We start from the raw sequence: 13,144 nt of genomic DNA on the forward strand, positions 1-13,144 counted from the left end.
GCCGCCTTGATCCTGTGAGTGGGCACGGACGACATGGTGTGGATTGCAACAATCGGGCGCATCTCGCGCGCGATCTCTCTGGTGGCGGTCGGCCTCGCCTGCGCGGCGCTTCTGGTGCTGATCGGGATCACCCTTTACGAAGTCATCATGCGCTACGCCTTCCGCGCGCCGACGCGCTGGGCCTTCGACCTCGCGTGGATGCTGAACGGCGCCAGCTTCCTGCTGGCCGCGGCCTTCGCGCTGCGCCACCGCCAGCACGTGGTCATCGACGTCTTCTCCAACGCGCTGCCCGCCCGCGTGCGTCACGCCATCACCGGGTTCGCCTTCATCCTCCTGGTGCTGCCCGCGCTCGGCATCCTCGGCCAGGCGGCGTGGATCCAGACCTATTCGGCTTATATCACCGGCGAGATCGACCGCGTCAGCCCGTGGCAGGCGGTGATCTGGCCGTTCCGCCTCGCGGTCGCCGCCGCCCTCACGTCCCTTGCGATCGAGGTGCTGTACCAGGGCTTGAACGAGGCCGCTGCCGCGCTGCGCGGCCGCACCGCCCCGGCCTCCGCGCCTTGACCCGCCGCCCGACCGCCCCGGCCTCCCAGCGGCCGCTCCCCTCTTTAATCCGCGAGCGTTGAACTTTGGCCGATCTTCCTCTCGCCGCCTTCATGGTGCCGGCGCTCTTCCTGCTGATCTTCCTCGGCATCCCGGTCAGCTTCAGCCTGATCGTCGTCTCGGTCGGATTCGCGCTCATGGCGGTCGGCGATCTCGCCGGACTGCAGCTCTACCGCTTCGTCGGCTCCGTCGCCTCCAACTATGCGCTCGCCGCCGTGCCCCTCTTCATCTTCATGGGGGCGATGCTGGAGGGGTCCGGCATGGCCGCCCGCCTTTTTGCGCTGATGAAGCGCTGGTTCGGGCGGCTCCCCGGCGGCATGTCCATCGCCACCATCGCCATGTGCACCGTGTTCGCGGCGGGCACGGGCATCGTCGGCGCGGTGGAGGTGATGGTCGGCCTTCTCGCCATTCCGGCCATGATGCGCGAGGGCTATGACCGGCGCATCATCTCCGGCGTCATCTGCGCCGGCGGGTCGCTGGGCACGATGATCCCGCCCTCCATCGTCGTCATCATCTACGCCTCGGCGGCGAACCAGTCCGTCGGCGACCTCTTCGCGGCGGTGCTCGCGCCGGGCGCCATCATGGTGGCGCTCTTCATCGCCTGGGTGGTCATCCACGGTTTCTTCCTGCACCACCCCGTACCGGAGGACGTGGCGGAGGCGGCCCCCGGCGACGGTCCGGCCGAGCTGACCGATGCCAGCGTCTTCTCGCTCCTGCCGCCGCTCATCCTCGTCTTCATGGTGGTGGGGTCGATCATGGCCGGCATCGCCGCCGTCACCGAGGCGGCCGCGGTCGGCGCGGTCGGCGCGGTGCTCCTCAACATCCTCTACCGCGACTTCAACTGGCAGCGCTTCGGACAAGCCACGCTGAAGACCGTCATGGTCACGTCGATGATCCTCCTCATCGTCGTCGGCGGCACGCTGTTCACCTCGGTGTTCAGGCTGACCGGCGGCGCCGGCCTGGTGCGCGATCTCGTCAACGCCTCCGATCTCAGCTCCATGCAGCTCACGCTGATGTTCCTGGTCGTCGTCTTCATCCTCGGCGCGCTGCTCGACTGGGTGTCGGTGGTGTTGATCGCGGTGCCGATCTTCCTGCCCTTCCTGGCACCGAACGGCATCGACGCGGTGTGGTTCGCCGTCCTCGTGATCATCATGCTGCAGACGTCCTACCTCACGCCGCCGATGGCCCCGTCCATCTTCTACCTGCGCAGCATCGCACCACCGTCATTCAGCTACAGCGACATGTATTTGGGCGTGCTGCCGTTCGTGGTGTGTCAGCTCATCGTGCTCGTGCTGGTCTTCCTCTTTCCGGGACTTGCGACGGCGATCCCGGACTATCTCATCAGCGTGCGGTAGAGGCGGCGGGGGCGCTCTGCGGGCGCGCCGTCAGACGGAGGGCATCACGTAGGGCGTTCCGGTCAGCTCCAGCTCCGCGAAAGCCTCCACGTCCGCCCGCAGCGCGTCGACCGTCTCCAGCGCCAGGTGCTCGACGATGGAGCGCGCCAGCGTGTCACCGCCGATGTTCACACCTGGAACGTCGGTCAAGATCGCCCCCATGGAGAGATGACCGGCGGGCAAGAAGAGATGGATGCGCGAGAGACCCTCGCCCGCCGCGCCGCCGTCCTCCATGAGCTCGAAGCCCGGTCCGAGATAGGGTGCGCTCGCCAGTGCCGCATTCGCCTCGTGGGCGGGCGGCGTATAGCGCGCGCCCCAGCGCATGATCCGAGACGCAAGCGGGGCCAGCAACGGCAGCGCCTCGATGTCTGACGAGAACCCGGTGCCGAGGATGAGGAAGTCCGTCGTGGTCTCGATGCCGCCGCGGAAGCGGAGCCGCACGCCATCGCCGGCCGCCTCCACCGCCACCGGGTCATGGCCGAAACGCAGGTCGAACGCAGGGTGGGCGATGGTCCGCAGAACCGTCTCGTGAGGCGGCGGTGCGGCGTTCAGCGCGGCATAGTGCGCCATCGACCAGCGCACCGCGTCGGGCATGCGCGGCCAACCCCGCAACAGGCCCGGCGACGTCGCCGACGGGGCGCGGCTCTTGTTGATCTGCGGCAGCGCGTCCCGGCGCACATATTGGGTGACCCGCGCCCCGGCCTCAAGCGCGGTGGCCGCATTGTCCCACGCCGATGCGCCGCCGCCGATCACCGCAACGTCGCGTCCGGCGAGGGCTGCGAAGTCGATCTCGTCGCAGGTGTGGGCGACGGGGCCGGGGCGCAGTCCGGGTGCCACGAAGGGCGGGATGTAGGCCGCATCGCGATTGCGTCCCGCGGCGAGCACCACGCGGCGGGCAAAGAGCGGACCGGCCGCCGTGTCGAGACGCACGTGGTCGGCCGCCGGGGTCAGGCCGGTGACGGCGGTTCCGGTGCGGGTCGGCAGGTCCATCACCCGGCGCACCCAGGTGAGATAGGCCTGCCAGTCGCCATTGCTGGCCTTATAGAGCGTGTCCCACGCGTCCGTGCCGTAGGCCGCCTCGTACCAGGACCGGAAGGTGAGCGCGGGAAGCCGCGCCGCGGGTCCCGGCAGCGTCTTCGGCGAGCGCAACGTGGGCATCCGCGCGAAGGTAATCCAAGGCCCTTCCAGCCCGTCCTGCGCACGCTCGATCAGGAGCGTGTCGGCCACTCCTTCCAGGCGCAGCGAGAGGGCGGCGGCGATCCCGTACATCCCGGCGCCGATGACGATGACGGAACGCATGGGCGCACCGCCGGGGCCGGTCGCGGGCGGCACCCAATCGCGCGGCGGCAGCATCAGGCTTTGCAGATCGCGTGCGAGACGCTGCTCGAGCTCGGCGAGGCCGGCACCGTCCGGCGTGGCAGGGGCGGTCTTTGCGGCTTCGCCATCACTCTCTGACGCGGCCCTGTGCGGCTCCGCAGCGGTACGGGCAGGCGACGTCAAAGACATGGGGCGAACCGTTGGTTGGCGGGGACGGGGCGAAAATATCGCCGTCTTCTCAAAGCGTAGAAAGAACGGCTCCATGACGTCAAGGACGGGGGCCCCGGCGGGCCCTGCGTGGGTGTCCGCCGGGTGCTCGCCCGCCGAGCGGTTGCTTACGGACCGCGCCGCACCCTGCGGACGGACGCGCCGGGCCTGCCAGGACCCAACCGGCGCCCGCCAGTGCGACGCACGCAACGGCCGCTCATTGACGCATGGGTCAGCTTTATGCAATTTTGAATTGAATCTATTGAAGCGTGTCCCTGGATCTCCGCCGCATCGTGACCGCCGCACTGCCGCCCCCTCCGCCGGTCAGCGTCGTCATCCCCGCCCACAATGCCGCGCGGTGGCTGGGGCGAGCGATCGAAAGCGTGCTGGCCCAGGAACACCCGGTCGACCTCATCGTCGTCGACGACGGATCGACCGACGGAACGGCCCTCGCCGCCGCCGCCTACGCACCGCGCCTCAGGCTGCTCTCGGTCCCCAATGGCGGCGCGAGCGAGGCGCGCAATCACGGTTTGGCGCGGGCGACGGCACCCTTCATCCTCTTCCTCGATGCAGACGACCGCCTGGAACCGGGCTCCCTGCGCGCCTGGTCCGAGGCGCTTCGGACCGCGGGCGCCGACATCGCCTTCGGCCCGTTCGCGACGGAGCGGGACGGCATCCTGACACCCGGCACGGGCGCCGCGCCCGGCCGCGATCTGTTGGCGGACTGGTTGCGCGGCCGCGCCACTCCGCCGTGCGCCGTCCTGTGGCGCCGGAGCTTCGTGCAGCAGATCGGCGGGTGGCGCCCTGTGCTGCGCAATCAGGACGGCGAACTCTGTATGCGCGCGCTCATCGAAGGGGCGCGGGTGACCTTCGCCGCCAAAGGCCGCGGCGTCTGGGTGCACCACGACGGGCCGCACCGCATTTCCCGCCGTACCGGACCGGCGGTCATCGCCAGCGAATGTGCCGCGCTCGGAGCGCTCGAGGCGCTGGCCGCAGCGCGCGGCGTCACCGTCAGCGATGCCTTCGGCGCCGCCTACTACCGTCTCGCCTATCACGGCTTCTTCGCCGGCGCGAAGGACGAGGCGCGGGCGGCCCTCGCCCGCTCCCGCGCCCTCGGGTTCGCGGGACACGGCGGGCGACGCATCCACCGCGGCCTCGCGACCGTCCTCGGCCTAGAACGGAAAGTCCGGCTGACCGCTGCCGCCCGCCGCCTGATCGGCGCCGCTGCCGGGCGGGCCGGCGCCGCCGAGGCCGACCGGCAGGGAACGACGGCATCAACCGCCCCGCCGCTTCGCGACTGATGGCGCAAGCCGCCTGGTTTGTCGCGTGTGGCGGCCGTACGCTGCATCCGGCGCCATCTGCTCGAGCACCGGGAGGATCTCCGCGGCCACATCGGCCATCGTGCGGGCGCGCGGCACCAGAGCGCGCCGGCGCTCCACCTCCGCCCGGTCGGCGAGGAGCGCGCGGATCAGCCGCCCCAGCGCCGCCGCATCGCCCGCCGGAAACAGCCGCGCCGACGGGTCGGGCCCGCAAATCTCGCCGATCCCGCCGAGGTCCGAGCCGAGCACCGGCAATCCCGCCGCATGAGCCTCGAACACGGTCAGCGGCCCTGTCTCCTGGCAGGTCGAGGCGATGACGGCGGCGTCAGCCTGCGCAAGCCGCGCGGCAAGCGCCGCCGCCTCCAGCCGCCCGGTGAAGACGATCCGCCCGTCACCCGCGGCAAGACGTGCGAGATAGCGATGATATGGCTGCGCCGGGTCGAACGGACCGATGATGTCGAGCGTGACATCCCCGCCATCCGGTGCCGCCTCGTTCGCCATACGCACCGCGCCGATCGCGACCTCGACGCCCTTGATGGACTCGATCCGCCCCCAACAGGCCAGGCGCAGCGCCGGGGCACGCGGCGGGCGCGGCGTCCCGGCGAGTGCGGTGCCCAGATCGCGCCGCAACCCCGGCCGGACGCGGGTGATCCGTTCCGGCGCGAAACCGTTCGCCGCCAACACCGCCCCGACCCAGTCCGCTCCCACGAAGACGCGCTCCGTCCTCCCCCGCAGCCCCTCCACCGATCGCGCGAAGGCCGCCGTCAGCGCCCGGCCGCCCGCCGCCCGGCCGAGCCGCCCCGGCAGACGCGCGGCCGCGAGAGGCAGCGGCAACAGCGCGGCCGCCTCGGCGATCGGCTCCGGTGCACCCGCCGCTGTGAGACGGCACGCGGTGCAGCGCCTCACCGTCACCCGCCCGTCGCAAGGGGTCCGATCCTTGTATTGGAGGAAACGCTGCTGACAGGTGACGCTCGCCATATGGTGCCACAGCGCCACGGGCACGCCGCGCTGCGCCAGAAGGTCGAGCCAGGCGAGGGTGATGCCCGCCGGGCCGAAGCCGACGACCACCGCCACGTCGGGCGCCAGTTCGTCCACCCGCCCCGCGAAGTCCGGCGGTGGCGCGACGTCGCGGGCGAAATAGTCCACCCGGCGGCGTGGCGGACCCGGCGGCAGCGGCATCACATTCACCCCCCCTGCCGACGACGCCAGCAGCACCGGCCCGGATTCGACGGGTCCGCACAAGGTCACATCATGCCCCGCCCCCGCCCATTCCAACGCGAGGTCGTGGGCCACGAGTTCGGTGCCGAAGCGCAGGTGGCCCGCCGTCAGATTGGTGAGGACAAGGATGCGCATCAGGCCTCCGGTCGGATGATCAGGCGACCGCCCACCGCCAGCAGATCCCCGCCTCACGATCGCGTAAAGGTTGAGAGACTACGACTTTGGTCTGAGGCGACGCGCTGCGCAATGCCGGCGGCCTGACATGGCATGCCGCTCCCGTCGCCGAAGCCGCACTTTGCGACATTCCGAGAGATCACCACCGCAGCGCGTCATTGTCCCAGGCAACCCGTAAAGGTTGAGTGAATGTTTTTGATCAGCTATAAGTAGATGAGTTCAATGACCGCTGTGGGGTCATCACCATGAAAATCATCGCCGAGCTCGATCTTGCCCGGTTCGAGCGTCCCTCGATCCCCGGCAACCCGCCCTTCGCCGTCAGGGCCGCGTGGTATGTCGTCAACGCCATTCTGTTTCGCTCATCGCTCTTCGGCCTCGCCCCCTCGCGGGCCAAAGCCCACATTTTGCGCCTGTTCGGGGCGCGGGTCGGCCGCGGCGTCGTCATCAAGCCGCGGGTGGACATCAAGTCGCCCTGGTTCCTCACCCTCGGCGACCATGTGTGGCTCGGCGAGCGGGTCTGGATCGACAATCACACCGAGGTGACGCTCGGCTCCAACGTGTGCGTCAGCCAGGGCGCCTACATCTTCACCGGCAACCACGATTGGTCGAACCCCGCCTTCCCCTTCTTCTGCAAGCCGGTCACGGTCGGCGACGGCGCATGGGTGACCGCCTTTCAGAGGCTCGGCCCGGGAACGGCGATCCCCGCCCACATGGCGGTGGTCGAGTGAGCCTTCGCCCCTCCGGATGCCGGACCCTCGCATGACCCCCGCCATCGTTCTGGCCACGCTGCGGGCGGAGGGCGGTCCCGCGCTTGCCGCCGACCTCTGCGCCGAATGGAGCGCGGACGGTCACGCCCCCGTGGCGCTCGTCCTCTCCGGCCGCGAGACGGCCATGGCCCCCCGCTTCGCCGCGCTCGGCATCCCCGTCCGCGTGTTGGGGATCGATCGTGCAGCGCCGCGGGACTGGCCGCGGATCGCCGCCGCCACCGCCCGCGCCTTGCGGGGGGCGGCGGCCGATGCCCTCGTGTCCATACCGAACGGCGTCCATGGTGCGATTTTGGCGGGCGCCGCGATGGCGGGGATCTCACGCCGCCTCGTCCATGTCGGCAACTATCCGTGGCACTGGCAGGCGGACTTCTGGAAGTACCGCCTCACCATGCGCGCGTCCGCGCCGCTGACACCGGATCTCGTCAGCGTCACCGCGCATGTGGACCAGGGGGTGAAGGCGCATTTCGGCCGCGTTGCGCGGCGCCACCATGTGGTGCCGAACGGGATCGACCTCGCCCGCTTCCCCTTCCGCGCCCCCCGGCCGGCCCCGGACGGGCGGCTCGCCGTGCTGATGGTCGCCCGGCTCGACAGCGGCAAGAACCACGCGGCGCTGATCCGCGCCATCGCCCTCCTGCGCGGCCGGGGCGTCGATGCGACGCTGAGGCTCGCCGGCGACGGCTCCCTCGGCGGCGCGCTCGAAGCGCTCGCGGCGGAATGCGGCGTCGGTGATGCGGTGCGCTTTCTCGGTGCCCGGCGCGACGTGCCGGACCTCCTCGCCACCGCCGACGTCTTTGCCTTCGCGGTGCGGCCGGAGGAAGGGCTCGGCATCGCCATGGTGGAGGCGATGGCGACGGGCGTTCCCATCGCCGCCAGCGACGTCGGCGCCTGCCGCGAGGTGCTGGCGGACGGCGACGCAGGCCACCTCGTCGCCTCGGACACGCCCGAGGCCTGGGCCGACGCGCTGATGACGGCCGCCCGCGATACCGGCCGCGTCGTCGTGGCGCGGCGCCGGGCCGAGAGCGTCTATAGCCGCCGCGCGATGGCCGACGGCTACGCCCGCATCCTGGGACTTTCGCGATGAGACACGCCGCCGCCTTGCCGCTTCCGGCCGCCCGCGCCGCCACCCCTGCCGCGCAGCGCATCCTTCACGTCATCGCCCGGCAGGACCGCGGCGGGACCGAGGTTGCGTGCCTCACCCTCTGCGGCGCGCTCCATGCGGGCGGCGCGGAGAACCACATCGTCGCCCTCACCCGCGGCGGCGGCGCCATCACGGCAGCGGACGCCGCCACCTTGCACCCCGCCCTTCCCGCAGGACGCGCCGCGCGGATGGCCGCCTTCGCCCGGCTCGTCCTGCGGCTGAAGCCGGACGGCATCGTCTTCCACGTCTTCCATGCCGATCACGTGACGCTCGGCGCCGTGGCGCGGGCGACAGGCATGCGCCGGCTCGCCGCGGTTCAGGGCAACCCCGTCCCGGCGCACCAACGCGGCGCACGCACCGCCGCGCTCCTCCTCGCCGCGACGCGCCTCCTCGGGATACCGCTGATCTCAGCCTCGCACACCGTCGCAGCGTCGATGCGCACGGCCGGCCGCCTCCCCGCGGGAAGCGCAGTAGTCCACAACGCCACCGCACTCGCGCCGCTTCCCCGTGCCCGCCGGTCCGCCGACGCCCCGCTCGTCGCAGGCATGGTCGCCCGGCTCGACCCGATCAAGGACCACGCCACGCTCCTCGCCGCCGTGGCGCGCATGCCGGACACCATCGCCGGCCGGCCCGTCCACCTCCACATCGTCGGCGACGGCTCTTTGCGGGGCCGGCTGGAGGCCGCGGCCCAGCGCCTCGGCATCGCCCACCGCACCGTCTTCCGCGGCACCCGCGCCGACATCGCCGCCGAACTCGCCGGGTGGGACGCCTTCGTTCTCTCGACGACGCGCGACGAAGGCTTCGGCGTCGTTCTCATTGAGGCGCTGGCGGCTGGCGTCCCCGTCCTCGCGTCCGACGTTCCGGCCTGCCGCGAGGTGCTGGACGGCGGCGCCCTCGGCCGCCTCGTCCCCGCCGCCGACCCCGACGCGCTCGCCGCAGCGCTCGCCGGCACCCTCGCCGCGCCGCCGCCGGTCCCCGCCCGCGCCGCGGTGGCGGAGCGCTACGGCCCGGCGCGGATGGCGCAAGGCTACCGCGGCGTCCTCTTTCCCGGCCGCTCCCCGGCGCGCGCCGGCGGTGCGGTCTGATGGGCGCCGCCCTCGCCGTCGTCGGCGATGCGACCGATCCCGCGACCTTCGGCGGAACGCCCTGGCACATCCTCGAGGCCGGGCGCGCGGCGGGCGTGGTCGGGCGCGGCCTGGCGCTCGCGACCACCGCCCCGGCCTGGCGCCGCCGCCGCCTCGCCTTCAGCGCCTGGCGCCTCGCCACCCGGCTGGAACGCGGCGGCTTCCAATATTCGGACGGCTTCCTCTCCCGGCTCTTCGCCCAGGACCCGCCGCGGCCGGACGAGACGGTGATCAACCTCTTCCAGCTCTATCCGCAGCGACTCGCGGCCACGCACCGCGCCCCGCTCTGGTTCTATATCGACCAGACGCTGACCCAGCTCTTCGCCGGGTACGACACCTGCAGAGGCGTCGGACCGCGCATCGCCGCCGACGCCATCGCCCGCGAGCGCGCCCAGTACCACGCCGCCGCCGGAGTGATCGTGCGCAGCGCCTACGCCGCACGCAGCGTGGTCGAGGACTACGGCGTCCCGCACCGGCGCGTTCACATCGTGCACGGGGCCGCCAACATCACCCGCGAAGCGCTCGCCGCGTTGGACGGCAGCGACCCGCCGCCGCGCGCACCGGGGCCGCTGCGCCTCGTCTTCGTCGGCAAGGAATGGCAGCGCAAGGGTCTCGACCGGCTGATCCGCGGCCTCGCCCTCGCCCGTGCCGACGGGGCGGCGGCGGACCTCACCGTCGTCGGCGTCGACCCCGCCCGGCTGCCGCCGGCGCTTGCCGCGGCGCCCGGCGTCACCTTCGCCGGGTTCGTCGACAAGCGCGCCGACCCCGGCCGCTTCGTGCGGCTCCTCGCGAGCGCCGATGTCGGCTGCCTCCTCTCCCGCGCCGAGGCGGGCGGCCTCTCCTTGCGCGAATTCGCCAGCGTGGGCCTGCCGGTGATCGCGCCGGACGTGGGCGGATCGCCCGAATATGCGCTGCCCGGCGCATCCACCCTCGTCGCGCCTGGCGCGCCGGACGCGGCCATAGGCGCTGCCATCCACCGCCTCGCCACGGCGCCGGACGTCCTCGCGGCGCAGCGGCGGATCGCATGGGCGCGGCGTCACGAGGCGGCGTGGGACGGGCCGCTGAAGCGCATCGGCGCCATCATCGCAGGCACGCCATGACGGGCTTCGCTGTGGGATTCGCCGGATCGCGTGACAATTATGAGGTCGCGCTCGCCCTCGCCGAAATCGGCCGGCTCGACGCGCTCGTCACCGACCTCTATCTGAAGAGCGGACGCCTCGCCGGGGCGCTCGCACCATGGATCGCGGGCGACTGTCCGCGTCACCACCCCGCCTTGCCGAACCGCCGGGTGCGCACCGTCGCCCGCGCCTTCGCGGCGCAGAAGCTCGCCTCACGCCGCTGGGCCCGCACCCTCTTCGGCGCTGATGCGCAGGCGAGCGTGGCGCATGCCTTCGCCGCCCACGCCGCCCGCCGCCCGGTGGGCCTCTTCCCCTATTCCGGCTACGGTCTCGCCGCCTTCCGCGCCCATCCGGACCGGCGGCGCATCCTCTTCCAATATCACCCGCAGCGCGCGTTCGAGCGGGCCGAGCTCGAGCGCCACCTCGGCCCGCGCGGCGCGTTCGCCCCCGCCCCCTTCGCCGCCGATCCTGACGACGCTGCCAATATCGAGGAGATCCACCTCGCCGACACGGTCGTGTGCGCCAGCAGCTTCACGCGCCGTTCGGTGCTCCACGTGGCGCCCGGAAAGCGCGTCGTGCTGGCCCCCTACGGCGCCAGCCTCGCCATCGACGAAGCCGCGGCGCTGGGGCAGAAGGCCGACCCGTCGCGCCCCACCTTCCTCTTCGTCGGCTCCGGCATTCCCCGCAAGGGCATCGGCCTGCTGCTCGACGCCTTCGCCCATGCCGCACCGCGTGGGGCGGCGCTGCGCCTCGTCGTGCGCAACGCCGATCCCGCCACCGCACGCCGCCTCGCCGCGATCGACGACGACAGGATCACAGTGCGCTCCAACCTCGGCCGCGCCGATCTCCTCGCCGAGTTCCGCCGCGCCCACGTCTTCGTCCTCCCGGCGATCAGCGAGGGGTTCGCCCACGTCGTGCCCGAGGCGCTGGCCTCCGGCTGCCACGTCATCGCCAGCGACGCGACCTGCCTTGCCGATATGGACCCGCCGCCGGAGGCCGGAGAAATCGTCCCCGCCGGCGACGCGGAGGCGCTGGCCGCGGCGATCACCCGCACCGCTGCGGGCGTCTCCTCGGGCGCCATCGACGGGCGCGCGGCGCTCGCACTCGCGCGGCGCTTCTCATGGCCGCGCTTCCGGCGGACGATCCAGGCGCTCGCCACCGAGGGTGACGCGCCATGATCTTCGCCCTCACCATCGCCGGACTGCTGCTCCTGTGGCTGCGGACCTGGGCGCGCTTTCGCGACCCGTTCCACCCGCTGATCTTCCTGCTCCCGCCGTTCATCTACCTCTATGGCTGGATGCCGCTGGAGGTCTACCTCACCAACCCCGAGCGCTTCGCCCACTACGCCGGCGGTGCCTTCAACCATCTGCACCACGCGCTGGTCCTGCTGCTGATCGGCTGCCTCGTCGCTGGGGTGGCGCGCGGAGGCCGCGGGGTGACGCCGCGCACCGCCCGCTGGGTGCCGCTCAGGATCTCCGACCCGGTCCTGCTGCGTGCCGCGGGCGTCGGCCTCGGCCTCCTCGCATGTGGCGCATGGCTCTTCATGGTGGCGGCGAAGGGCGGGCTCGTCGCGACCTACGGCACGGCCTACGGACAGGGCGCCTATGCCAGCGGCTACCTGTTGGAGGCGCCCTATCTCGGCCTTCCGGGCGCGATCTTCATCTTTCTCACCCGCACCGGACGCGGCATGCGGCCCATCGACTGGATGCTGGTCGCCCTCTGCGTCGCGCCGGTCTTCCTGCACGCGATGCTGGGGGCGCGGCGCGGCCCGGCCTTCCTCGCCTTCGTCACCGCGGGCGGCGGCTACGTCTACTTCATGCGCAAGCGGGTGCCTCTGGTGGTGATCGCCGCGGGCGGGGGCGCGCTCGGCTTCCTCATGCTGTTCCTCGTCGCCAACCGCGGCAGCATCTACATCGGCTCCTCGTTCGAAGCGGTGCGCAATCCTCTCGAATACCTGATCCAGTGGCACTCGAACGAGTATCTGATCAGCAACGCCACGGTCCGCTACACGCAGGAGGTCGGCGGCTTCTACGGCCTGCGCGAGCTCGTCTGGATCGTCGGCCGGGTCCTACCCGCTCAGGTGTGGCCGTCGATCTGGACCGACCTGCCGGCCCTCTTGGGCATCGAGGTCAACCTCCTCGTCAACGGCGGGGTGAGCCGCACCGGCATCATGGCCCTCACCGGGTGGATGCCGTCGATGGGCGCGGCCGAGGGCTATGCCGCGAGCCTGTGGTTCGAGTTCCAGTACCTCGCCCCCGCCGCCTCCTTCGCCATCGGCTGGTTCTACGGGCGGATGTGGGCGAATGCGCGCGACACGCTCGCCGCGCGGGTCGTCTACCTGCTGATGTCCGCGCTGTCGCTCTATCTGGTGATGCAGGCGTTGGACCCGTGGCTGTTCCGCCTGATCCTCCTCGGCCTCCCCGCCTACGGAGTGCTGCGGCTGGTGAAGGCTGTGCCCGTGGTGCGGGCTCGCCTGACCGAGCCCCGACCCGCTGTTGCCCCTGCGCCTGCTCCCGCCCCTGCACGGCCGCCGAAATGGCGACGGCCCCGCGAGCCTGAGCGCCGCCCGACACCGCTGCGCGGACGGTTCCTCGGAACACAGCGCGCGAAGGTGCGGGCATGATCGACACCCTACCCTCCGCCGTACCGCCCGACGCCGCACCGCGCTCCGGGGCGCCGGCCTCAGGTGCGCCGGGCTCAGGGGCGCCGCTCTCCGGGGCGCCGGGCCGTCAGCCCGCGCACGGTCCGTGACCCGCGGGACATCC

At 72.0% G+C, this 13,144-nt stretch carries 11 protein-coding genes; 9 read left to right on the plus strand and 2 right to left on the minus strand.

The window, feature by feature from the left end; translation table 11 throughout:
- Window positions 1–18 precede the first annotated feature (18 nt).
- Both BIX52_RS16280 and BIX52_RS16285 read left to right on the plus strand, forming a co-directional pair.
- The gene (locus tag BIX52_RS16280) at window positions 19–564 is read left to right on the plus strand and encodes a TRAP transporter small permease subunit (protein ID WP_083660369.1); all 546 of its coding nucleotides are present in this window, start codon (window positions 19–21) and stop codon (window positions 562–564) included.
- A gap of 65 nt (window positions 565–629) precedes the next feature.
- Entirely contained in the window at window positions 630–1,958 is a 1,329-nt protein-coding gene (locus BIX52_RS16285) for a TRAP transporter large permease (RefSeq protein WP_083660371.1), read from the plus strand.
- A gap of 30 nt (window positions 1,959–1,988) precedes the next feature.
- Here the strand turns inward: BIX52_RS16285 and BIX52_RS16290 are convergent, their stop codons facing one another.
- Window positions 1,989–3,503, minus strand: a complete 1,515-nt coding sequence (locus tag BIX52_RS16290) for an NAD(P)-binding domain-containing protein (protein WP_157956271.1) — start codon at window positions 3,501–3,503, stop codon at window positions 1,989–1,991.
- 287 nt (window positions 3,504–3,790) lie between these two features.
- On the opposite strand from BIX52_RS16290, the gene BIX52_RS16295 reads away from it, so the two are divergent.
- A complete protein-coding gene (locus BIX52_RS16295; protein WP_075222163.1) occupies window positions 3,791–4,822 on the plus strand; it encodes a glycosyltransferase family 2 protein in 1,032 nt (343 codons plus the stop codon).
- On the opposite strand, the gene BIX52_RS16300 is transcribed toward BIX52_RS16295, so the two are convergent.
- Entirely contained in the window at window positions 4,796–6,193 is a 1,398-nt protein-coding gene (locus BIX52_RS16300) for a glycosyltransferase (RefSeq protein ID WP_075222164.1), read from the minus strand. The two genes, BIX52_RS16295 and BIX52_RS16300, sit on opposite strands and share 27 nt — an antisense overlap.
- A gap of 284 nt (window positions 6,194–6,477) precedes the next feature.
- Between BIX52_RS16300 and BIX52_RS16305 the strand changes: the two genes are divergently transcribed.
- Genes BIX52_RS16305 through BIX52_RS16330 form a run of 6 tightly spaced genes read left to right on the plus strand, consistent with a single transcriptional unit; the run spans window position 6,478 to window position 13,002 of the window.
- The gene (locus BIX52_RS16305) at window positions 6,478–6,960 is read left to right on the plus strand and encodes an LbetaH domain-containing protein (RefSeq protein WP_075222165.1); all 483 of its coding nucleotides are present in this window, start codon (window positions 6,478–6,480) and stop codon (window positions 6,958–6,960) included.
- 31 nt (window positions 6,961–6,991) lie between these two features.
- A complete protein-coding gene (locus BIX52_RS23970; protein ID WP_075222166.1) occupies window positions 6,992–8,080 on the plus strand; it encodes a glycosyltransferase in 1,089 nt (362 codons plus the stop codon).
- Window positions 8,077–9,222: a glycosyltransferase gene (locus BIX52_RS16315; RefSeq protein ID WP_108676604.1), complete on the plus strand. Its 1,146-nt coding sequence runs from the start codon at window positions 8,077–8,079 to the stop codon at window positions 9,220–9,222. The genes BIX52_RS23970 and BIX52_RS16315 overlap by 4 nt, the downstream gene beginning before the upstream one ends.
- Entirely contained in the window at window positions 9,222–10,361 is a 1,140-nt protein-coding gene (locus BIX52_RS16320; RefSeq protein ID WP_075222168.1) for a glycosyltransferase family 4 protein, read from the plus strand. Before BIX52_RS16315 ends, BIX52_RS16320 begins: the two co-directional genes overlap by 1 nt.
- Window positions 10,358–11,557 (plus strand): glycosyltransferase family 4 protein, encoded by a 1,200-nt coding sequence (locus BIX52_RS16325; protein ID WP_075222169.1) that lies wholly within the window; start codon window positions 10,358–10,360, stop codon window positions 11,555–11,557. The genes BIX52_RS16320 and BIX52_RS16325 overlap by 4 nt, the downstream gene beginning before the upstream one ends.
- Window positions 11,554–13,002: a hypothetical protein gene (locus BIX52_RS16330; protein ID WP_075222170.1), complete on the plus strand. Its 1,449-nt coding sequence runs from the start codon at window positions 11,554–11,556 to the stop codon at window positions 13,000–13,002. The genes BIX52_RS16325 and BIX52_RS16330 overlap by 4 nt, the downstream gene beginning before the upstream one ends.
- Window positions 13,003–13,144: the final 142 nt, after the last annotated feature.

It is taken from the genome of Acuticoccus yangtzensis (genome assembly GCF_001927245.1).
Lineage (GTDB): Bacteria > Pseudomonadota > Alphaproteobacteria > Rhizobiales > Amorphaceae > Acuticoccus > Acuticoccus yangtzensis.